Origin of the sequence: Cellulomonas persica (assembly GCF_007989825.1) — a bacterium.
GTDB lineage: Bacteria > Actinomycetota > Actinomycetes > Actinomycetales > Cellulomonadaceae > Cellulomonas > Cellulomonas persica.
The window spans coordinates 19,754-40,871 of record NZ_BJUA01000017.1 but is presented as its reverse complement, the minus strand read 5'-3'; the positions used below and the strand labels follow the sequence as shown (position 1 = coordinate 40,871).

Sequence of the window (21,118 nt, the reverse complement as noted above, 5' to 3'; positions counted from 1 at the left end):
GGCGTGCGTGCAGGGTGCTGCGGCGGTGCTGGAGGGTGCGGGGCCGGACCGGGCCGGCCCGTCAGTCGACGAGGCGCACGGCCGTGCGGTAGGTCCTGCTCTGGCCGGGCGCGAGGACGACGACCTCGCCGTCCCGCTCCGCCTGTGCGCGGCCGCCGTCGCGTGACGTGGACGGCTCGACGCCGAGCACGTTGACGCCCGGCGTCGGGTCGCGCCAGAGCACGAGCAGCGGCCAGCCGTCGGTGTCCTGCTCGACCTCGAGGACGTGACCGTCGGGCGAGGTCACGCAGACGTACGCCGTCGGGCCCTCGTGGGGCCGGCAGTACAGGACGGTCTCGGGTGCGGGCCCGTCGGCGAGGTCGAGCGTCCACGGCAACGCCCGGGGCGCCGCGTCGGGCCGGTCGCGCTCGGCGTACGGGTCGGCGGTGGCGGTCACGACGGTCCCCGGGGCGACGAGCGGGTAGCCGACGTTCAGGTGGTGCCGGAACATGTGGCCCGCGGGCGTGAACCCGTCGTTGGTGACCACGTCCTCCACCCGCAGCTCGGGCCGTGCGGTGCTGGCGACGATGCGTCGCCGCAGCCGCAGCGACGGACCGCCGAGGGAGGCCTCCAGCACGTCACCCGTGATCTCGACCGCGGGCACGCCCTCGTCGTCGGTCAGGCCCCAGCGCACGTTCTCGGCCGGGATGTGCCCGACGCGCCCGTGCAGCCCGTGGTGCGTGCCGTCGACGGTCGAGGCGGCACCCGTCGAGGCGAGCCCGCACGTGGACAGCAGCCCGCCGCCGAACGTGCGCGTCCAGCCCGAGCCGTGCGGCTCGTACCGCGACGAGGCCACGGGTCCGCGCGCCGAGCGCCACGCGAGCGGCAGCCCGGCGGCGTCGGCCCAGCCGAGGTCGAGCGCACGGTCCAGCAGCACCTCGAACGAGATCCCGCCGGGGTTGCGCACCACCAGAACGGGTGCGCCGCGCCCGGGTCCCTCGTCGCGCACCAGGCGGTCGACCGACACGAGCTGGTCCGGTGCCCCGACGAGCCGGCGCACCGGCTCGTCGGTGAGCACCGAGTCGGCGCCGAAGCCCATCAGCCGGCCCCTCGGACCTCGGCCGCGGACGAGCGCCGCGCGCCGAGCGCGATCGCGGCGACGAGCACCGCGCCCGTGAGCACGTACTGCCAGTAGGACGCGACGCCCAGCAGGTTGAGCGCGTTGTTCAGGACGGCGAACAGCAGCGCACCGACGACCGTGCCGAACGCCGTCCCCCGGCCGCCGCGCAGCGCGGTGCCACCGACGACGACGGCCGCGATGACGTCCATCTCGAAACCGGTGGCCATGTTGCCCTCGGCCGACGACAGGCGGCCCGCCATGAAGACCCCGGCGAGCGCGAAGCACACCCCGGCGACGACGAACACGAGCACCTTGGCCCGGTTCACGGGCAGACCCGCGAGCACGGCGGCACGCTCGTTCGACCCGAAGGCGCGCAGCGTCCGTCCGAAGTAGGTGCGCTGCAACACGAAGTACGTGCCGACGGCCAGCACGACGAACACGAGGAACGGCACGGGCAGCAGCCCGACCGTGCCGGTGGTGAACGAGCGGTACTTGCTCGACGTGATCGGCACGACCTTGCCCGAGGTCCAGATGAACGCCGCGCCCAGGAACAGGTAGAGCGTGCCGAGCGTCGCGATGAACGGGGCGATCTTGACGTACGTCACGAGCAGCCCGTTGACCAGGCCGAGCACCGCGCCGATCGCGAGCGCCAGGAGCAGCGCCGTCCCGATCGTCGTGTGCGGCAGCACGGTCGCCACGGCGATCGACGCGACCGCGATCACGCCGCCGACCGACAGGTCGAGCAGGCCCGCGGCGATCAGCAGGGTCATGCCGCAGGCCGCCAGGCCGACGAACGAGGCCTGGAAGAGCACGTTCGACAGGTTGCCCGAGCCCCAGAACGACGGCCGGGCGAAGCCGACGGCCACGCAGGCCACGACCAGCACGCCCAGGAGGTACTGCCGCCCGGCGAACTGCCGCAGGACCTGCCCGATGCCCGGTCGGGCCTCCTGCTCGGCGGACGGGACGCCCGCCGCGGGGGTCGTCACGGTGGTGGTCACGAGAGCCTCCCTTCGAGCATGCGGCGGACCGCCGCTCGCTGCGCACCGTCGATGCTCAGGGCGAAGACCAGCAGGGCTCCGAGCGCGACGTACTGGTAGAACGACGGGACGTTGAGCAGGTTGAGGCCGGAGTTGATCATCGACAGCAGCAGGGCTGCGACGAACGTGCCGACGATCCGCGGCCGGCCACCGGCCATGCTCGTGCCGCCGAGGACGACGATCGCGATGGCCTGCAGCTCGAGGCCCGACGCCACCGAACCGTTGACGACGCCGAGCTGGCTCGCCAGGAGCACGCCGCCGACACCGGCCGCGGCCCCGGACGCGAGGTAGGACAGCAGGATCACGCGCGAGACGCTGATGCCGGTGTCGACCGCAGCCTCGGGGCTGCCGCCGACGGCGACGACGTGCTTGCCGAACCGCATGCGGTCGAGCGCGAACCAGGCGCCCACGCCGATGACGACCGCGATGACGAACGGCAGCGGGATGCCGAGCACGGACGCGGTGGCGACGGACTTGAACCCGCCCGACGCGATCATGATCGGCGCACCGCCCGTGAACAGCAGGACGAACCCGCGGAACACGCTCATCGTCGACAGCGTCGCGATGAAGCCGGGCACCCGCAGCCGGGTGGCGATCACGCCGTTGAGCAGGCCGAGCCCGGCGCCCACGCCGATGCCGACGACCGCGCCGACCAGCGGGCCCGCGGAGTTCACGACCGAGGCCGCGATGCACGCCGCGAGGGCCTGCGCGGAGCCGACCGACAGGTCGATGCCGCGGACCGCGATGACGAGCGTCATGCCGTAGCCGACGATCGCGAGGATCGCCGCGTTGACGAGCATGTTGGTGACGTTGGAGCCCGACGCGAAGTTCGGGACGGCCGCGATCCCGGCGACGAGCACCAGGACGAACGGGACCATGACGCCCGCGTTCTGCAGCAGGTTGCGGCGCGAGTCGGCCCGGCGGGCCAGCTCGGCGGAGCGCGCGCGCTCGTCGGCGACGAGGTCCGCCGTCGACGTCGCGGCGAGGGTCGTGTCAGACATGGGTCGCCTCCTGCGCGGTCTGTCCGACGGACGCGCCGACGATGTTGTCCTCGGTCACGTCGCGGCCGTGCAGCTCGGCGACGCGACGGCCCGCGAAGTACACGGCGCACCGGTCGGCGATCGCGGCGAGCTCGGGCGCGTCCGAGCTGGACACGACCACGGCCACGCCCGCGTCCGCGAGCTGCTTGATGAGCTGGTAGATGTCGACCTTGGCGCCGACGTCGACGCCTCGGGTCGGTTCGTTGAGCAGGAGCACCGCGCAGCCGGACAGCAGCGCCCGGCCGAGCAGCACCTTCTGCTGGTTGCCGCCCGAGAGGTTCCCGATGAGCTGTCGGCCGTGCGGCACGCGGATGCGCATGTCGGCGCGGAGCCGGGAGAACTGGGCGGACTCGTCGGCCGGGACCGGGAAGAGGCGGCGCAGCAGCGGCAGCGACGAGCGGTCGCGCGAGACCATCGCGTTCTCGGTGACGTCGAGGTGCGGCAGGATGCCCTCGCCCTTGCGGTCCTCGCTGAGCATGAAGACGCCGGAGCGGACCGCCTCGCGCGGGTTCGTCAGGCGCACGGGCTTGCCGTCCACCCGGATCTCACCGGCCGAGGTCAGGTCCCCGAACAGCGCGCGCGTGAGCTCGGTGCGACCCGAGCCGACGAGGCCGGCCAGGCCGACGATCTCGCCGCCGCGGACCGTGAGGTCGAACGGCTCGGCGACGCCGGGCACCCGCAGGCCGACGACCTCGAGGCGAGCGGCACCCTCGTCGGACGTCGACCCGGCGCGCTCGAAGGTCTGCGGCTTGCGTCCCAGCATGTGCTCGACGAGGCGTGCCTCGTCGAGCTCCGCGGTGGGTGCGTGCGCGACGAGCGCCCCGTCGCGCAGGACGGCGACGTCACCGCAGATGTCGAAGATCTCGTCGAGGTGGTGCGAGACGTAGACGACCGCCTTGCCCTGCGCCGCGATGCGCCGCACGATCTCGTGCAGCCGCAGCGTCTCGGCGCCGTTCAGCGCGGCGGTCGGCTCGTCCATGATGAGGACGTCGAACTCGCGCGACAGCGCGCGGGCGATCTCGACCATCTGCCGGTCGCCCACGGTGAGCGACGAGACGGGACGGTCGGGGTCGAGGTCGAGGCCGAGCTGGTCGAGCAGCTCGGCCGTCCGGCGGCGCGTGCGCCCGCGGTCGACCACACCGGCGCCGGTCAGCTCGTGGCCGAGGAACACGTTGTCGGCGACCGAGAGCTGCGGCACGAGCCGGAACTCCTGGCTCACGACGCTGATGCCCGCGGCCTGCGACTCGGCCGAGCTCCGGAACGTGCGCTCGGTGCCGCCCACCAGGACGGACCCGCTCACGGGCTGCTCGATGCCGCCGAGCACACGGATCAGCGTGCTCTTGCCCGCGCCGTTCTCACCGACGAGGCCGAGCACCTGACCGGGGGCCAGCTCCAGCGAGACCCCCTTGAGCGCGCGGACCCCGGGGTACTCCTGGACCACGTCCACGACCTGCAGCAGTGCGGGCATCGACGTACCTCCTCACGTGGGGACGGGTGAGGGCGGGGCGCGGCGGCCCCGCCCTCACCGGGGGATCACTTCTGCGAGGCGCGGGCGGCCTGGAAGTCCGCCAGGTTCTCGCCGGTCACGAGCTCGACCGGGAAGAAGACGGTCTTGGCCGCGGCGTCGTCGTAGCCCGGGTCCTCGCCGTCGAGCAGCGCGAGCACGGTCTCGACGGCCCGCTTGCCCTGGCCGAACGGGTCCTGCGCGACGGTGGCGCTCATGAGGCCCTGCTCGATGAGGTCCTGCGCGCCGTCGGAGCCGTCGAAGCCGATCAGGAAGAAGCCGTCGGCGACCGACTTGCCCGCCGTCTCCATGGCGCGCTGGGCGCCGATCGCGGAGTCGTCGTTCGCGGCGTAGATGACCGCGAGGTCGGGGTTGGCCGAGAGCATGTCCTGCGCGGCGGCGAAGCCACCGTCGACCGTGTCGTTCCCGTCGAGCGACGAGACGATCTCGAACGCGTCGTTCGCCTTGATCGTGTCGACGAACCCGGCGACGCGCTCCTCACCGACGACCGAGCCCGCGTGCAGCTCGATGACGCCGACCTTGTGCGGTCCGGGCTTGTCGCCGAGCTCGGCGATCACGTGCTGGGCGGCGAGCTCACCGCCGTTGTAGTTGTTCGACAGGATGTAGCCGTCGTAGTCGCCGGCGGTGCCGATGTCGGCGATGACGACCGGGATCTTGGCGGCGTGCGCCGCGTCGATCGTCGACGGCAGCGCCGAGGGCTGGACCGGCGTCACGATGAGGCCGGAGATGCCCTGGTTGATCAGGTCGAGGCTGCCGGAGACCTGCGCGTTCTGGTCCGACTTCTGGTCGACGACGATGGCCTCGATGCCCGCGGCCTCGGCGCCGGCCTTGACGCCCGCCGAGTACGACTGCCAGTACGGGTTCTGCAGGTCGTAGACCGAGTAGCCGATCTTCAGCGGGTCCTTGGCCTCGAACTGGACCTCGGCGCCCGTGTCCGTGGAGCCGGTCGCGGCGTCGGTGGTCTCGTCGGCGCCGCTGGCGCAGGCGGACAGCAGCAGGGCGGCAGCGGCGCTGAGGCCGATGACCCGGGTGAGGGTACGCACGGGATGTCTCCTTTGACGTGGTCGTGGTGCTGCGGTGCTGTGCGGGTGGTGCTGGTCCGGTCCGGGAGGCGAACCGGTCGTGCGTGGCGGTCCGGGGTGCCGGAGCGCGCCTGGTCGGTGCGGCGCGGGCGCCGTCAGACGATCGCGGTCGCGAGCCGGCCGGTGTTGGCGGCCTCGGCGACGAACGCGTTGTCGTGCAGCCCGGCCCACGAGGGCAGCGGCACGGCCTTGTCGTGCGCGTGCTCGGTGGGCTCGTGGCTGTAGGTCGAGACCTCGCGCACGACGAGCGGCGTCGTCGCGTCGGCGGGGCAGCGGAACGCGTGCAGGTGCTTGCGGTGCATGACGAACTTCGGGTCGCCGGCGCGCAGGCGCACGTAGCTGGTGAGCTGGGCGTAGGAGTCCTCGCGTCCGGCGGGCAGCGCCACACCCTCGGGCCAGGCCTCACCGGCTGGCATCGGGTGGAACGCGAGCACGTCCTCGTCGCCGACACGCACGGGCTCGGGCGAGTAGAAGACCTCCATCTCCCCCAGCACGACCTCGTAGCTCTCGGTCTTGCGCTGGTGGAAGTGCGGCGGGCAGAACTTGCCGGGGTGGACGATCATCAGCTTGTCGCACAGTCCCGAGTACTCGGCGTGCGCGGCGCCGGCGGCCGGCAGGCCGTCCACGGCGGGCTCGTTGAGCGACTCGAAGATCACCATCGCCTCGTACGGCTCGCGGGACCACAGGCCGTTCTCGAAGGCGTCGTACTGGTCGTCACCGAAGACGATGCCTGCGCTGTCGTTCACCATCTCGGGGGTGAGCGGGTAGCGCAGGGCCTGCGCCAGGCTGGCCGCCTCGTTGAGCCACTCGTCGTACTCGCGACGGGTCACGGACGTCCTGGTCACGGATCCTCCATTGGATCGAGCGTCGCCCGGTCGAGGCGCGACGCAACGGCTTGAACCGGTTCATTTCTGAACCGGTTCAAGAGTGCATCCCGAAGTCCGTGAGTGTCAAGCGGACAAGGTCACAGTTGAGTGTCAGTCACTGACACATTACGTCACGATGCCGGGTGCCCTGCGTCTGCGCAGGTCAGAGGCTCGCGGAGGCCGCGGTCGAGTCCCGCACCACGAGCAGCGGCTCGAACTCCACGTGCTCACCCGGCTCGCGTTCACCCGAGCGGAGCAGGAGGCGCGCCGCAGCGACACCCATCTCGAACGCCGGCTGCCGCACGGTGGACAGCGGCGGGTTCAGCGCGGGCGCGAAGTCCGCGTCGTCGTACCCGATCAGCGCGACGTCGTGCGGCACCCGCAGACCCCGCTGCTGCATCGCGAGCAGCGCCCCGAGCGCGAGCATGTCGTTGACGCACATCACGGCCGTCACCTCACGCGCGTCGAGCAGGGGCGCGACCGCCTCCGCGCCCTCGTCGACCGTCAGGTCGCACACCTCGACGTCCACGACCACGTCCTGCTCCGCGAGCCCGCGCTCCGCGAGCGCGAGCACCACGCCGGCCCGCCGCTCCGCGCACCACGAGACCGACGACGGCCCGTTCACGAGCGCGATCCGGCGGTGCCCCTGCTCCAGCAGGTGCGCCATCGCCAGGCGCGCACCCTCGACGTTGTCGAGGCTCACCCACGCGCCCGTCGAGCCCGCGCCCTGCCGCTCGAGCGTCACCACGCCGAACCGCCGGTCCCCGAACGGCGCCCAGTCGGACGCCCGGTCCACGATCGGCGCGATCACGAGCCCGTCGACGCCCTGGCTCTTCAGCACGCGCAGCAGGTGCTCCTGCCGCTCCGGGTCCTGGTGCGTCGAGCCGACGACCATCGTCAGCCCCGCCTCGTCGGTCACCGTCTCGACCCCGCGCAGCACCGACGCCCAGAACGGGTTGCCCACGTCCGGCACGACGAGGCCGATCAGCTCCGAGCGCCGGCTGCGCAGCTGACCCGCGGCGCGCGACGGCACGAACCCCAGCGCCCGCATGGCCGACTCGACACGCTCACGCGTCGCGGCCCCGACCCGGTCGGGGTTGTTCAGGACGTTCGACACCGTGCCCAGCGAGACCCCAGCTCGGGCGGCGACGTCCCGGACGCCGACCGGACGCACCGCGTCACCGGTCCGCGAACCCACGCTCTTGGGCACCACGCCTCCGTCCGTCTGCATCGTCGCCGTCGCCCTCACCACGCGCGTTCTCGCACGCGGCGGAGCAGGCGTGATGCTACGGCCCCGGATGCTACATCCGAGTTCCGGGCCGTTCTGCAGGGCCATCGTCGCAGGTCAGCCGCGCACCGTCGCCCGGTGCTGTCACACCGTGCGCCCCTGGGCTGACGCTCGGGGCCGCCCCGCGCCTCAGACCTCGACGCGCCGAGCTGAGCGCGCCTGCAGACCGTCGGCCAGCCGACGCGCCACCGCGTACAGCACCAGCGACGCGGCGACGGCCGCACCGGACGCCGTGACGAGCCCGACGAGCGTCGCCTCGACCGACTCGCCCTGTGCGACGTCCCGCGCGACCGCGAACGCGGCCGCGGCCAGCCCGAGCACCGCGACCCCCGCCAGGACGACGACACCCGCGCGCGACACCTCGACCCGGCCGCCGCGCTGTCGCCACCGCGCGCCCGCGCGCGCCGCCCACACCGCGAGCACCACGAGCCCGACGACCGTGCTCACGTGCTGCAGGACGCGCGCGACGTCCATCCCCGCGAACGCGGGCTCCCGCAGCGCGTCGACCCGCTCGACCAGGAACCCGTCGCCGTGCGTGAACGAGTCCCACAGCACGTGCGTCGCGACCCCCAGCACGAGCGAGACGACGACCCACCCCGCCCGCTCGACCCGGCCACCTCGCTCGTCGGACCGATCGCTCGGCAGGCCCACGCGGTGCCTCGTCACGAGCGCGGCGAGCGGTGCCTTGACCACCCACCACGCCGCGAGGAGAGCGGCGGCGGTGGGCACCGCGACCGTGAGGGCGCCGGGCCAGTGGTGCGTCGTCGTCGCGTTGACGAACGGCTCGTACCAGGCGCCCGCGTACCGCGGCACCGTCACGAAGTACGGCACGTCGGGCGCCATCGCCCCGACGACGAGCGCGGCGGGGACCAGCGGTCCGCGCGCGAGCGGGACGACGGCAGCGGCGTGCGACAGCGTGAACGGCATGCACCCAACGATCGGCCACGAGCCCGCGCCCGATCGTCGTCCCAGGGCATCGACTCCACACGCGTCGTGTCCGACCACGGTCGGACGCCCCCGATGCGCCGCGCAGCCCGACGGTCGTCGTCGCCCCGGTGCCGCCTCGGCGCGAGGCCGGCGACGCGCTCGTCGTCGGCCCCGGGTCACCGCCGGTGCAGGCCGAGCCAGCGGGGGACGCGGCGGCGGTAGGCGTCGTAGGGCTCGCCGAACAGGCCGTGCAGGAAGCATTCCTCGGGCAGGATCGCGCCCCACAGCACCAGGCCGACGGCCAGCGGGAACAGCAGGAGCCCCCAGAACGTCGGCGCCAGGAGCGCGAGCGCCAGGTACAGGCCGAGCATCCCGACGTACAGCGGGTTGCGCGAGAGCCGGAACGGCCCCTCCTCGATGAGCGAGAGCGTCGCCTGTCCCGGCAGCAGGCCGGTGCGATGGCGGCGGAACAGCCACAGCGCCCAGCCGTTCCACACCCCGAAGACGACGAGCAGCGCCCACCCGGCCGGCACGCGCCACGGTCCGAGCGTCACCGGGTCGCCCCCGATGACGGTCGCGAGCCAGCCGACGACGAGCGGTGTGCCGATCGCCACGGGCGGCCAGATCCGGAACCCCACGACTGCGTCCTGATCGTGCGCCATGCCTCACTCTGGCAGGCAACCGCGCCCGACGGGCACTGGAAGAACCGTCGGGCGGCCGCGCTGACCCGCGCGTTCACCCTGCGCGGGTGAGGTCGCGGGTTCGTCGCCGTCCGGACAATGGCGACGGACCTGCAGCCGCGGGTGCGAGGAACGGAGCGCTCATGGGGCGTCTGGTCGGCGGGCTCGTCGGCGTCGCGCTCGTCGTCTCCGGGTGCGCGGCGCAGGCCCAGGACGCGAAGGCGACCGACGTGTGCGCGCAGGTCGACGACCTGCGCGACGCCGTGCATGACGTGCGCGACCTCGACGCCGCGACGCTCACGGCCGACCAGGTGAAGGACGCGCTCGGCCGGCTGCGCACGGAGCTCGACCAGGTCATGGCCGCGGCCGACGGGACCGCGCGGACCGACGCCGCGGCGCTGCGTGAGGCGATCGCGGACCTGCGCGCGACGGTCGTCGCCGCCGGGCCAGACGCGCTGACCACCGCCCGCCCGCTCGTCGCCCAGCAGCTCGACGCTGTGCGGGACGCGGCGCAGGCGCTGCAACGGGACGTGGCCGCGACATGCGGGACGCGGTAGGGCCGGCAAGGGGCGAAGGAGGAGCGGCGTGGACGTGGTCTTCGTTCTCGAGGCGCTGGTGGTGCTCGCGTGCATCGTGATGGGCACGCGCGCCGGGGGCGTCGGGGTCGGCCTGTGGGGCGGCGTCGGCGTCGGGATCCTGGTGTTCGTCTTCCAGGAGGCGCCCGGTGAGCCGCCCGGCTCGGCGATGCTCATCATCCTGGCGGTGGTGACGGCGGCCTCGATGATGCAGGCGGCCGGGGGCATCGACTGGATGGTCGGCGTCGCGGCGCGCGTGATCGAGAACCACCCGAAGCAGATCACGCTCATCGCGCCGCTCACGGCGTTCCTGTTCGCGGTCGGGTCCGGGACGGGCAACATCCTGTACCCGCTGCTGCCGGTGATCTACGACGTGTCGTACCGCAACGGCATCCGTCCGTCGCGGCCGTTGACGGTGACGGTCGTGCAGTCCGGGATGGCGCTGGCGGCCTCGCCGGTGTCCGCGGCGATGGCCGCGATGCTCACGCTCACGGACGTCGAGCCGTTCGGGTTCAGCCTGCCGCAGATCCTGTCGGTGACCTTCCCGGCGTGCATCGCAGGGATCGTCGTGACGGCGCTCGTCATGAACCGGGTCGGCACGGAGCTGGACGACGACCCCGAGGTGCAGGCGCGCATCGCGGCCGGGCTGCTGCCGTCACGTGCCGAGCTGCTCGCCTCCAGCGCCACGGGGCCGACGACGAGCGACGCGACTGGCCCGGTCGTCGCACCGGACGGCGGCACCGCGGGGACGACGACGAGCGGGACCGCCCCGGTGGCCACCGCACCGGTCGTCCCGCAGGCCACCACCCGGGGCCGCAACTCCGCGCTGGCGTTCCTCGTCGGCGTCGTCGTGATCGTGCTGCTGGGTCTGTTCCCGGACCTGCGGCCCGCGTTCGAGGTCGAGGGCGAGTCCGTCCCGATCGACATGACGACGACGATCATCATCGTGATGTTCGCGGTCGGGGTCGCGATCCTGTTCCTCGGCCGGCCGAAGGTCGCCGACGTCCCCGAGATGTCGGTGTTCAAGGCGGGGATGGTCGCGGCGATCGCGCTGTTCGGCATCGCGTGGCTGACGGCCACGTTCATCGCCGCGCACGAGGACGTGATCGTCGGGACGATCGGCGGCTGGGTGAACGACTACGTGGTGATCTTCGCGCTGGCCGTGTTCCTCGTCGCCGCGCTCACGACGAGCCAGTCGACGGCGACGCGGACGATCGTGCCGATCGGGCTCGCCGCGGGGCTGTCCCCCGGGCTCGTCACGGGCATGTGGGCGGGTGCGCTCAACGGCGTCTACACGCTGCCGGCCAACGGCACGCAGATCGCCGCCGCGAACTTCGACCTCACCGGGACCACCCGGCTCGGCACCAAGCTGCTGGACCACAGCTTCTTCCTGCCGATGGTCATCATGACCGTGACCAGCGTGCTCGTCGGCGCTGCGATCGGCGCGATCTTCTACTAGCCCGACCGTCAGGAGGAGCCATGCAGACCGAGGAGATCGCCAGCCGCGCGGCGGCGCTCATGCCGTCGCTGCTCGACCGGCTCGCCGAGCTCGTCGCCATCCCGTCCGTCGCGTTCCCCGGCTACCCGGCCGAGCCCGTGCACCGGATGGCGGAGCGCACGCTCGAGCTGTTCCGCGAGGTCGGCTTCACCGACGCGCGCTTCATGGACGTCCCCGCAGGCTACCCGCCGATCTACGCCGAGCTCCCCGGTCCGGAGGGCTCACCCGTGGTGCTGCTGTACGCGCACTACGACGTGCAGCCCGCACCGCCCGAGCAGGGGTGGACGAGCGACCCGTGGACCGCGACGCGCAAGGCCGACGGCCGCATCTACGGCCGGGGTGCCGCCGACGACAAGGCGGGGCTGGTCGCGCACCTCGGCACGCTCCAGGTGTTCGAGGGCCGCCCGCCGTGCACGGTCAAGCTCGTGCTCGAGGGCATGGAGGAGACCGAGAGCAACCTCGAGGCGTTCGTCGAGGCGCACCCCGAGCTGTTCGTGTGCGACGCGTTCGTCGTGTGCGACATGGGCAACCTCGAGGTCGGCCAGCCCGCGCTCAGCACCGCGCTGCGCGGCGACGTGGCCTGCGAGGTCACCGTCCGCACGTTGCAGCACCCGCTGCACTCGGGCGTCTACGGCGGTCCCACACCCGACGCGATGATCGCGCTGGCGCGCCTGCTGGCGACCCTGCACGACGAGGCCGGCGACGTGGCCGTCGAGGGCGTCTCCCGCACGCCGTGGACCGGCGAGGACCTCACCGAGGACCAGTTCCGCGCGGGTGCCGACCTGGTCGACGGCGTCTCGCTCATCGGCACCGGCACCATCGGGCAGCGCCTGTACGGCAACCCGTCGGTCTCGGCGATCGGTGTCGACACGACGAGCATCGCGGGCTCGTCGAACGTGCTCCTGCCGGAGGCCCGCGCGAAGCTGTCCATGCGGATCGTCCCCGGCTCGGACCCGACGGCCGAGCTCGACGCGCTCGTCGCGCACCTCGAGACGCACGCACCGTGGGGCGCGCAGGTCGAGGTCCGCCGCACCAAGGCCGCTCCCCCGTTCACGTGCCCGACGGACGGCCCCGCCTACGCCGCGGCGCGCGACGCGCTCGAGCAGGCGTACGGCAGGCCCGTCGGCGAGGCCGGGTCCGGCGCGTCCATCCCGCTGCTGCGCACGCTGCAGACCGCGTCGCCGGGCGCCGAGTTCATCCTGTGGGGGCCGGAGGACGTCGCCAGGTCCCGCATCCACGCGAGCGACGAGAGCGTCGACCCGTCCGAGATCGAGCACCTCGTCGTCGCCCAGGCCCTCCTCCTGCAGAACCTGGCCGCGCGCTCGTCGTGATCAGGCGGCGGCCTGCGCCTCCAGCGCCTCGGTGAGCAGGGCGACGAGGGTGTCGAGCTGCACGTCGGTCGACGACGCGTCCTCGTCGATGTCCGCGCCGTCCAGCGCGCGCGCCGCGAGGCCCGACTTGCTGTCGATGAGCTCGGCGATCTTGGCGTCGATGGTCTGCGCCGCGATCACGCGCCACGCGGTGACCGGCTCGGACTGCCCGATCCGGTGCACGCGGTCGATCGCCTGGGTCTGCTCGGCGTCGGTCCAGGACAGCTCGGCGAGCACCAGGTTGGACGCGACCTGCAGGTTCAGCCCCACGCCAGCGGCCAGGAGCGAGCAGACCGCGATCTGCACGTCCGGGTCGGTGGTGAACGCCTTGATCGCCTTGTCGCGCGCCCGCGGCGTCTGCTCGCCGCGGATCGACGCGAACGGGATGCCCCGGTCGACGAACGTCTGCTCGGCCTGGTCCATGACGTCCACGTGCTTGGCGAAGAACACGACCTTGCCGACGTTGCGCGCGAGCTGCGCCGCGTAGTCCGCCGCGAGCCCAGCCTTGGCCTGGCCGATCCGGCGGACCATCGTGAACACGTTCTCGCCCGACGCCTTCGAGTTCGAGTCCTTGAGCTCGCCGGCGGCGACGCGACGCGCGAGCTCCAGGTCGATGCCCTCGCGCACCTCGTCGACCGGACGCGCCTCCAGCGCGGACTGGTACCGCTTGACGAGCCGACGAGCGAGCGCCTCCTCCGCCGCGCGGATGGACCGCCCCACCGCACCGTCGAGCTCGACGGGCAGGTCCGCGACCCGCCGCGCGGGGATGTCCGCGACCACGTCGACCTTGCGGCGTCGCACGATGCCCATGTCGATCACGCTCGCGCGCGCCGCGGCGTAGAAGCCGGGGTCGGCGGGCGTCAGGCCGGTCTCCTCGAGGCTCGACATGAGGTCGCCGAGCGGGACCTTGTCGTCGATCCACCCGAGGAACTGCCAGATCGCCCGGAAGTCCTCGATGTCGTTGATGAGCGGCGTCCCGGTGAGCGCCATGAGCAGCGGCCGCGCGGTGCGCTCACGGATCTTCTCGGAGATCGCCAGCACGTGCTGCGAGCGCTGCGACGACTTGTTCTTGATGAAGTGGGCCTCGTCGACGACCATCCCGCCGAACCCGAAGTCCCCGAGCCAGCCGACGTGCCGGTCGAGGATCTCGTAGTTGACGATGAACACGTCCGCGAACGCGTCGACGTCCTCGCCGTCGCCGTGCACCACGGTCGCCCGACGATGCGGCGTCCACAGCCCGACCTCGTGCGCCCAGTTGGTCTTCACCACGTTCGGGACGACGACGAGCAGCGGGTAGGCGTCCGCGGCCTGCGCCGCGAGCAGCGCCTGCGCGGTCTTGCCGAGGCCCGGCTCGTCGGCCAGGAGGAACGTGCGGTGCCCGCGCGCCGTGGCGGTGACGAGCTGCGCCTGGTGGTGCATGAGCTCACGCCCGAGCGGCGTGGGCACCGGCCGCGGTTCGGGCAGGTCCATGCACGCCGGCTGCCCGGTCGCGGCGTACTCGAACGACCGGAACAGCGGCTCCAGCAGCTCCCACCCCGCCAGCCGACGAGGCCGCGCGGCGCTGCGAGCGGCGGCCGCCTCGAAGTCGGGCGCGAGGAACGGGTTCGCGAGCTTGCGGGAGATCACCGACCGCGGCACCACGCGGTTCGTCGTGGCCTGCGCGACGACGGGCGCCGGCTCCGGCTCGGGCTCCTCGGGCGGCTCCAGCCCACCCGCACGCATGACCGTGGCCTTGTAGGCCCGCGCCGCGTCGGACACCTTGGCGTCCTCCGCGAGCAGCGCGAGCAGGGACGTGTCCCGCGCGGCGATCTTCGCCAGCAGCGTCGCGACCCCGTCGAGCCGCTTGAGCTGCTCGGTCCGCCTGGCCGACGACAGCTCCGTGTCCGCCATGACCTTCGCGCGCTCCTCACGCACCAGCAGCGCCGTCACCTGGAACTGCGTGCGCACCGCGGGGCGCGTCGGCGGGCGCCGGACCGCGTTGTCCACGTCCCGCGCCACCCCGGCGAGAACGGGGATGATCCCCTCCTCGTCGGGCCGCGACGCACGACGACGCTGCCCGCCAGCATCCTGGCGCGCGCGACCTGACCCGCGCTGACCGCTGGGTCGTGCCACTTCTCCTCCTTCATGCGGCGCACCGCACCCGCGGTGCGGCACGCCGTGCCGCAGTCGCCCGTCACCCGGACGACGCCAAGCCAGCGCCCTGACGTGGGCCGCCCGTGCCGGGGCGCCCCAGAAACGGGCGCCGGGTCACAGCGCGGCAGCCAGACCGCGCGATCCCGAGGACCGCGCTCACGCCGAGAGAGACACGCAACCGAACGCGCCTCGCTGGATCACCACCGAGCGGCCCCGCCGCCCGGCTCGATCACCGAACCACCGGCAGCCTACCGCGCGGGTGCGCCGCAGCCGGAGCACATCGGCATGCACGTCCGCGAGTCCTACTCGACGCGGTGACCGTCGCTCCGACGGGTTCCGGCGCGACGTCGCGCTGTTCCGCATCCTTCAGTAAGCCGGAGTGTTGTTGAAGGCTGTCACCGGATGGGACCCTCCGCTCCGTGAGCTTCGACGTGTTCGCACAGCGCTTCGTCGGCGGGAAACCTGCTGACGCGGACGGCCAGGTGCTCCGAGCGCTCATCGCCCCCCACCTGGGCAGAGTCGAGCCCGAGACCCGCTTCGCTGAGCTGATCTTCGAGGACGGGACAGCGGACCTCTACAGCGACGACGAGCCCGGCACCGGGTTCATGGTCAACCACGTCAGCGGACGCCGCGCCTGGGACCTCATCGCACGCGTGGCCGCAGCAGGCGAGATGGCGCTCTTCGCCCCTGGCGTGCCGACGCTGATCTTCAGTGAGGCGGCGCGAGCGCACCTGCCAGCCGAGCTGGCCGACGGAGCAGTGGTGGTCGCGTCCGGCGCAGACATCCTGCGCGCCATCGCCGACGGCTGAAGTCTCACCAACGTTGAAGGCTGGGTCCGATGCACCCGAGATGGATCGAGTCCGGCACGAGGGCGGCTCGGGCGGCGGGCAGATCCGCCCAAGTGCAGGGTTCATGCTAACACTTTCGTAGAAAACGTTAGTACTGTTGAGGCATGGCAACGGAAGTCACGGCCCTCGCGGTGCCGGCGACGACGTACGAGTCGCACCACTGGCTCGCGCAGACCGACGGGATGAGCTCGCGCGCGCAGCTCTCGAGCGCCTCGGGCCCGTACGAGTCCAGCGTGCCCGCGCGCATCGCCGACCACTCCATGACCATCCCCTCCGACCTCGGGGCGGACGTCGACGAGGCGACCGCCGCACTCGCGCGGTTCGACCTGTACGCGAGCGCGAAGCTCGGCGCCGAGAGCCCGACGCTCGGCCCGATGTCGTCGATCCTGCTGCGCACCGAGTCAGCCTCGTCGTCCCAGATCGAGAACCTGACCGTGGGCGCCCCCCAGCTCGCCCTGGCCGAGATCGACCAGGCCGGCAGCGAGAACGCGAGGGCCGTCGTCGCCAACGTCCGCACGATGGAGGCGGCGCTCGCCCTCGCCGACCACCTCGACGAGAGCGCCGTCCTCGCGATGCACGCCCGGCTGCTGGGCGGACAGCGAGGCTGGGAAGACCGCGCCGGCAGATACCGCGACGAGCTGGTCTGGGTCGGCCGGAGCAGGATCAGCCCGCGCGGCGCGTCGCACGTCGCACCGCAGGCCGAGCAGGTGCCCGCGGCGATGGCCGACCTGGTCCGCTACCTGGCCCGTGACGACGTGCCCGTCATCGTCCAAGCCGCCATCGCACACGCGCAGTTCGAGACGATCCACCCGTTCGCCGACGGCAACGGCCGCACCGGGCGGGCGCTGGTCCACGCGATCTTGCGCGCCAAGCGCGTCATGGTCCGCACGACGGCGCCCGTGTCGGCAGGGCTCCTGACGGACACCGAGGCGTACTTCTCGGCGCTCGGCGCGTACCGCCGCGGTGACGCCCGGCCCATCGTCGAGCAGTTCACCCGCGCGAGCCGCTACGCAGCCTTCACCGGCGAGAGACTCGTCGACGACCTGGCCGCTCAGGTCGACGCAGCCCGCGAGGCCCTGACCGCTCGCCGACTGCGGCCGCAGGCATCCGCCTGGCGGGTCGTTCCCCTGCTCATCTCGAACCCGGTGCTCAACGCCCGGCTGCTGGTCGACCGCCTCGGCACCAACGAGGTCGCCGCGCAGCGAGCGCTGACCCAACTCACCGACGCAGAGGTCCTGACCGAACGCACGGGCATGAAGCGCAACCGCATCTGGCAGCACTCAGGGATCCTGAACGTGCTCGACCAGTACGCGCAGCAGATCTCCCGTCACTAGCTGTACCGCCGGCGACTTCGTGGGACGCGCGCGACCCGCATGAACATCGCGCGCGCCTGGGCAAACTCGAACTACCGACACGGGTTCCCGAACGCGGCGGCCTGCGGCTCCTCGGTTGATCCTGTCGGCGCGAGCCCTCTAGCTCGCAGGTGGCCCTGGGCAGATTCGAACTGCCCGACACCCGCTCTGGGGTTCGATCTTGGACGGTGGATAGCGCGCTGACCTGCGGAACTACACGCGGGTAGTTCGTGGAGGTACCCGGTTCCGGCGGGCTCGCTGACCACGCTGCAGCGGACACCAAGCGCAGACGCCCTGCGGGTACCGCAGCGTCGTCGCGCTCCCAACGCTGGCCACGATCACGCCAGCCCCGGTCACAGATCCCTTGAGGCGCCGGACCCGTCGCCCGCGAGATGCGGGCGGCCCAAGGAGGGCCATGACCCGCCCGGGCTCGACGACTACCCGTGGCAGCGCATGCCTCGCGAGGTGAGCTGCCGACGGCATCGGGCCCGACGGCCTGCCGCAAGCGAGTACCGCCCATATGTGAGCTCCTCGGCGCCTCGCAAGTGGAACACTGGCGTCGTGCTCACGACGCTCTGTCTACGCAACTTCAAGTCCTTCGGCGACGTCAGCGTGCCGTTCGGGCCCTTCACGCTCATCTACGGGTCCAACGGCGTCGGCAAGAGCAACCTCCTCGACGCACTTCGCTTCCTCCTTGCTATCGGCCAGGGGCGATCCGTGCGGGACGCCATCGAAGGTCACGCTTCTGCCGCAGGGGGCCCGACCGCCACCGTTATGACGGGGATCAGAGGAGGCGCCCAGAACCTCCCTCGATACGCCGCCCAAACGTCCGTCTTCGAGCTCGAAGTAACTCTTGACAATGAGCAGGCCGGGAAGATCACATACACAGTCGCCGTGGATACCTCCGCGTACAAGATTGTGCGTGAAGAACTCAAGGCGGCTCGCCATTCTGGCGCCTACGTCTTTAGCACACATCCGGACGTCGCGCCCCTCAAACAAGCTCCAGACTCGCCCGCCATCGCGGCGCGCTACTACACGAGTTCGCCCGGGCGGAACCCAAGCCGTTCCTTCTCATCACACGAGTTCATCATCAATCAGTTCACGGGTCGCAAGGCCGAGACAGTGGCGAACGAACGCTGGGCCGACGTGGTGCGGCGGGAACTAGCCGCGTTGACTCCGCTGGAGTTGCACCCCGAGGTTCTTCGGCAGTATTCGCCCCTCGGTCGCTTCACCCTCGGCGAGCACGGCGAGAACTTCGCGGCTGTGACTTGGTCACTTCTCGCTCGCGCAGAAATTGACCAGACGGTCACCGAGTCGCCCGGACGCGCCTGGCCGAACATCATCACGGCGGCGAGACGCGACGGTCTCGATCTGAACGATGAGTCCCTCGACGATGAGACGAGCGACGCCCGCGCGCGGTTGGCCGCCATCTGCTCCTGGCTAGCCGAACTGACGCCTCGGCAAATCGAGGGAATCGCCGTCGAGTGGGCGCCGACGAACGAGGTCATCTTCTCGCTCTTTGAGGCGCCGCACGACCGGCCGCTCAATGCGCGCGTGCTGTCGGACGGCACGCTCCGTCTCGCGGCGCTCGCTGTGGCTTTGCTTGGTGAGAATCGGCGCGAGACATTCGTTATCGAAGAGATCGAGAACGGCGTTAATCCGGCACGCGTTCAACTCCTCCTCCGCCTGGTGGAGACGGCCACGCGCCCCGGTGGTGGCAAGCAGGTGATCGCCACCACCCATGCGCCCGCGCTCCTAGATTCCCTATCGGAGTCACTGAGAAGGTACACGCTAGTTCTCGGATGGGACGAAGAGAACGAGACTTCGGTCGTCACAAGCCTCGAGGACTTGCCCGGCCTCGAAGAGGCGGAAGGCACGTCGTCACTCGGTGACCTTCTCACTGAGGGTTGGGTGCAGATGGCGGCCGACCGGTGAGCACCAAGGTTGCCGTCCTGTGCGAAGACCACACAAACGATCGATTCATTTTGGAGCCGCTCGTCGCGGCAGCGCTGAGAGCAATCGGCGTCCCTCGGCCTCGCGTTTGGTCCGTCACAAACCCCCGCATGTCGGGGTTCTCGACGCTACTGACCAACCTCTGCGCGGTGGTCACCCGCTATCACAAGACAGTCGACCTTGTCGTTGTCGCCTTCGATCTTGACGGCGAAGACGGTCTCGAAGGCCGGCCCGACAAAGCGGCTCGGGTTCGTCGGGCGCTTCGCGAGTGTGATGCAGGCGCTGTCAACGTCGTGCTCCTGGGCTGCGTCATGGAGGCCGAGATCTACGCCATCTGGGGACAACGTTCAGCGATCCCTGTGTCGTGGAGCGACGCACGAGCGGAGCCAGACCCGAAGGAGCAGTTCTTCGACGGACTCCTGCGCAAGGAAGACCGGCTGGCGAGCGACGGCGGCCGCACTCGCCTCATGAAGGACAGCCTGGGATCCGGCTGGGGAGGCCTGAGCACGGCATGCCCGGAGCTTCAGCAGCTCACGGCCGACCTTCGAGTCGTGCTCCAGCGCTGACCCCAGGGGCCACTCATGCTGGCCCAAGGGGGCACCCGTCGGGTTCGGGTGACGCGGGCGTTCGTGGTTCAAGAACGCAACCCACTCGCCCAGCTCAACCTGCTCCTGGTCCAAGATCGAGAACAGTCGTTCGGAGCCGAACTCGACGCGCATGGTGCGGTGGGAGCGTCCGGTAAGCCGCTCGTGGTCGGTGACCTGGGCGCGGCGAGTCCGCCGGTGGGTGCCGGGTCAGGTGCCGACGGAAGTCACCAGCAGGGGGTCCTCTGCCCGCAGGTGGTCGAGCACCGCAGCCAAGTTCTCCTCCCTGGCGCGGGCGAGCGCCTCGGCGTCGACTGCGACGAACTGCAGGAAGCGGACGCGGCCGTTGGGGGTGTCGATCTCGCCCAGCTCGGGGTCGGTCGCGAGGAGGACGGCAACGAGCGGAGTGTCGGGGCCGTCCGTGTGCGGGTAGCCGGTGACGGGCGTCCCGATGGCGAGGCGGCTGCCCTCGGCGAGGAGCACTCCGCTGTCGGATGCCCACTTCGCGAGCCGCTGGAGGATCGCGAATGGCCACGCCGGTGCCTCCGCCTCGGCGCCGGTGTCGCGCACTCGCCACGTCAGCTCGTAGCCCCAGCCGCTGAGCCCGTCGTTGTCGCCCTCGTCGTCGTCGAAGAGGTTGCTCAGGCCGTAGGTCACGTAGTGCCAGTGGTTGTCGGCCCGGTAGGCGCTGCATCCCTGCAGGACGGACCCGAACGCGCGGCCCGGGGAGTAGCCGACGTGTCGCGGCGTCTGGTCGCCGTATAGCCGCTGGCAGGCCGCATCGATCGCGTCCCACCCACAGGCCGTCGGCTCACCGTCGTCGAGGGGAGGCCCGTCGGCTCCACCATCGTCCGAACCGTTCGCCGTCGCGGCGTCATCACGCCGACCGCGCCACCATGGCACCGCGCACCTCCCTCGATCGCTGACGAACTTGCTGCGAACTCGCGCGGGCGAGCCCTCTGACTCGCAGGCGGTGCGCCTGGGCAGATTCGAACTGCCGACACCCGCTTTAGGAGAGCGGTGCTCTATCCCCTGAGCTACAGGCGCTCGGGCCGGGGCCCGGGCTGCCGCGTGCGACGCAGGTCGCGGCGGCGCAGGCCAGCCTACCGGCCGGCCGGCGGGTGGTTGGCGCGGGCCCGCAGCAGCGCAAGGGGGCGCATGGTAACTGGGGCGACCGTTTGCCGAAAGTCAACCGGTTCAGTGAACGAAAGTGCATGTCCGACATCTTGACCATCTCGGGGCAAGGCGCTCACACTCGGCA

The 21,118-nt window shown here is 71.7% G+C and carries 18 protein-coding genes and 1 tRNA gene; 7 read left to right on the top strand and 12 right to left on the bottom strand.

The genetic code is table 11. The features are described from left to right. Positions 1 to 61 precede the first annotated feature (61 nt). The 9 genes from CPE01_RS14225 to CPE01_RS14185 all read right to left on the bottom strand — a co-directional run bounded on the left by CPE01_RS14225 (position 62) and on the right by CPE01_RS14185 (position 9,526). Positions 62 to 1,078 (bottom strand): DUF4432 family protein, encoded by a 1,017-nt coding sequence (locus CPE01_RS14225; RefSeq protein WP_146807478.1) that lies wholly within the window; start codon positions 1,076 to 1,078, stop codon positions 62 to 64. Then, the gene (locus CPE01_RS14220; protein WP_146807477.1) at positions 1,078 to 2,097 is read right to left on the bottom strand and encodes an ABC transporter permease; all 1,020 of its coding nucleotides are present in this window, start codon (positions 2,095 to 2,097) and stop codon (positions 1,078 to 1,080) included. The genes CPE01_RS14225 and CPE01_RS14220 overlap by 1 nt, the downstream gene beginning before the upstream one ends. Next, positions 2,094 to 3,137, bottom strand: coding sequence for an ABC transporter permease (locus CPE01_RS14215; RefSeq protein WP_146807476.1), 1,044 nt, complete (start codon positions 3,135 to 3,137; stop codon positions 2,094 to 2,096). The genes CPE01_RS14220 and CPE01_RS14215 overlap by 4 nt, the downstream gene beginning before the upstream one ends. Next, positions 3,130 to 4,644 carry a sugar ABC transporter ATP-binding protein gene (locus tag CPE01_RS14210; RefSeq protein WP_146807475.1) on the bottom strand — a complete coding sequence of 505 codons (1,515 nt, stop codon included), beginning with the start codon at positions 4,642 to 4,644 and terminating at the stop codon, positions 3,130 to 3,132. The genes CPE01_RS14215 and CPE01_RS14210 overlap by 8 nt, the downstream gene beginning before the upstream one ends. A gap of 65 nt (positions 4,645 to 4,709) precedes the next feature. Beyond that, a complete protein-coding gene (locus CPE01_RS14205; RefSeq protein WP_146807474.1) occupies positions 4,710 to 5,744 on the bottom strand; it encodes a substrate-binding domain-containing protein in 1,035 nt (344 codons plus the stop codon). Positions 5,745 to 5,878: 134 nt separating this feature from the next. After that, positions 5,879 to 6,628, bottom strand: a complete 750-nt coding sequence (locus CPE01_RS14200) for a cupin domain-containing protein (protein ID WP_146807473.1) — start codon at positions 6,626 to 6,628, stop codon at positions 5,879 to 5,881. A gap of 184 nt (positions 6,629 to 6,812) precedes the next feature. Next, positions 6,813 to 7,859, bottom strand: a complete 1,047-nt coding sequence (locus CPE01_RS14195) for a LacI family DNA-binding transcriptional regulator (RefSeq protein ID WP_186811556.1) — start codon at positions 7,857 to 7,859, stop codon at positions 6,813 to 6,815. A gap of 207 nt (positions 7,860 to 8,066) precedes the next feature. Continuing rightward, positions 8,067 to 8,864: a DUF4184 family protein gene (locus CPE01_RS14190; RefSeq protein WP_146807471.1), complete on the bottom strand. Its 798-nt coding sequence runs from the start codon at positions 8,862 to 8,864 to the stop codon at positions 8,067 to 8,069. 176 nt (positions 8,865 to 9,040) lie between these two features. Next, positions 9,041 to 9,526 carry a methyltransferase family protein gene (locus CPE01_RS14185; protein WP_146807470.1) on the bottom strand — a complete coding sequence of 162 codons (486 nt, stop codon included), beginning with the start codon at positions 9,524 to 9,526 and terminating at the stop codon, positions 9,041 to 9,043. Between the two features lie 161 nt (positions 9,527 to 9,687). Between CPE01_RS14185 and CPE01_RS14180 the strand changes: the two genes are divergently transcribed. From CPE01_RS14180 to CPE01_RS14170, 3 genes are read left to right on the top strand one after another with little or no spacing between them, the layout of a single operon-like run. Next, complete coding sequence (locus CPE01_RS14180) at positions 9,688 to 10,101, top strand: hypothetical protein (protein ID WP_146807469.1); 414 nt, start codon at positions 9,688 to 9,690, stop codon at positions 10,099 to 10,101. A 28-nt stretch (positions 10,102 to 10,129) separates the two neighbouring features. Continuing rightward, positions 10,130 to 11,578, top strand: a complete 1,449-nt coding sequence (locus CPE01_RS14175; protein WP_146807468.1) for an anaerobic C4-dicarboxylate transporter family protein — start codon at positions 10,130 to 10,132, stop codon at positions 11,576 to 11,578. A 20-nt stretch (positions 11,579 to 11,598) separates the two neighbouring features. Next, positions 11,599 to 12,948 (top strand): M20/M25/M40 family metallo-hydrolase, encoded by a 1,350-nt coding sequence (locus tag CPE01_RS14170; protein WP_146807467.1) that lies wholly within the window; start codon positions 11,599 to 11,601, stop codon positions 12,946 to 12,948. Here the strand turns inward: CPE01_RS14170 and CPE01_RS14165 are convergent, their stop codons facing one another. Beyond that, positions 12,949 to 15,099, bottom strand: a complete 2,151-nt coding sequence (locus CPE01_RS14165; protein ID WP_146807466.1) for a DEAD/DEAH box helicase — start codon at positions 15,097 to 15,099, stop codon at positions 12,949 to 12,951. Positions 15,100 to 15,539: 440 nt separating this feature from the next. Between CPE01_RS14165 and CPE01_RS14160 the strand changes: the two genes are divergently transcribed. The 4 genes from CPE01_RS14160 to CPE01_RS14145 all read left to right on the top strand — a co-directional run bounded on the left by CPE01_RS14160 (position 15,540) and on the right by CPE01_RS14145 (position 19,839). Next, positions 15,540 to 15,929, top strand: coding sequence for a hypothetical protein (locus CPE01_RS14160; protein ID WP_146807465.1), 390 nt, complete (start codon positions 15,540 to 15,542; stop codon positions 15,927 to 15,929). Between the two features lie 143 nt (positions 15,930 to 16,072). Next, positions 16,073 to 17,302, top strand: coding sequence for a Fic family protein (locus tag CPE01_RS14155; RefSeq protein WP_146807464.1), 1,230 nt, complete (start codon positions 16,073 to 16,075; stop codon positions 17,300 to 17,302). 579 nt (positions 17,303 to 17,881) lie between these two features. Then, positions 17,882 to 19,255: an AAA family ATPase gene (locus tag CPE01_RS14150; protein WP_186811555.1), complete on the top strand. Its 1,374-nt coding sequence runs from the start codon at positions 17,882 to 17,884 to the stop codon at positions 19,253 to 19,255. A gap of 128 nt (positions 19,256 to 19,383) precedes the next feature. Continuing rightward, positions 19,384 to 19,839, top strand: a complete 456-nt coding sequence (locus CPE01_RS14145; RefSeq protein WP_146807462.1) for a hypothetical protein — start codon at positions 19,384 to 19,386, stop codon at positions 19,837 to 19,839. 228 nt (positions 19,840 to 20,067) lie between these two features. Here CPE01_RS14145 and CPE01_RS14140 read toward each other — a convergent pair whose 3' ends face one another. Both CPE01_RS14140 and CPE01_RS14135 read right to left on the bottom strand, forming a co-directional pair. Continuing rightward, positions 20,068 to 20,760, bottom strand: a complete 693-nt coding sequence (locus CPE01_RS14140) for a suppressor of fused domain protein (protein WP_186811554.1) — start codon at positions 20,758 to 20,760, stop codon at positions 20,068 to 20,070. A 71-nt stretch (positions 20,761 to 20,831) separates the two neighbouring features. Continuing rightward, positions 20,832 to 20,904, bottom strand: a tRNA-Arg gene (locus tag CPE01_RS14135). Positions 20,905 to 21,118 lie beyond the last annotated feature (214 nt).

Bases quoted from the DNA above. Each gene is read 5' to 3' on its own strand.
- CPE01_RS14225 (WP_146807478.1), bottom strand. From the start codon at position 1,078: ATGGGCTTCGGCGCCGACTCGGTGCTCACCGACGAGCCGGTGCGCCGG.
- CPE01_RS14215 (WP_146807476.1), bottom strand. From the start codon at position 3,137: ATGTCTGACACGACCCTCGCCGCGACGTCGACGGCGGACCTCGTCGCC.
- CPE01_RS14210 (WP_146807475.1), bottom strand. From the start codon at position 4,644: ATGCCCGCACTGCTGCAGGTCGTGGACGTGGTCCAGGAGTACCCCGGG.
- CPE01_RS14190 (WP_146807471.1), bottom strand. From the start codon at position 8,864: ATGCCGTTCACGCTGTCGCACGCCGCTGCCGTCGTCCCGCTCGCGCGC.
- CPE01_RS14185 (WP_146807470.1), bottom strand. From the start codon at position 9,526: ATGGCGCACGATCAGGACGCAGTCGTGGGGTTCCGGATCTGGCCGCCC.
- CPE01_RS14180 (WP_146807469.1), top strand. From the start codon at position 9,688: ATGGGGCGTCTGGTCGGCGGGCTCGTCGGCGTCGCGCTCGTCGTCTCC.
- CPE01_RS14170 (WP_146807467.1), top strand. From the start codon at position 11,599: ATGCAGACCGAGGAGATCGCCAGCCGCGCGGCGGCGCTCATGCCGTCG.
- CPE01_RS14155 (WP_146807464.1), top strand. From the start codon at position 16,073: ATGGCAACGGAAGTCACGGCCCTCGCGGTGCCGGCGACGACGTACGAG.
- CPE01_RS14145 (WP_146807462.1), top strand. From the start codon at position 19,384: ATGTCGGGGTTCTCGACGCTACTGACCAACCTCTGCGCGGTGGTCACC.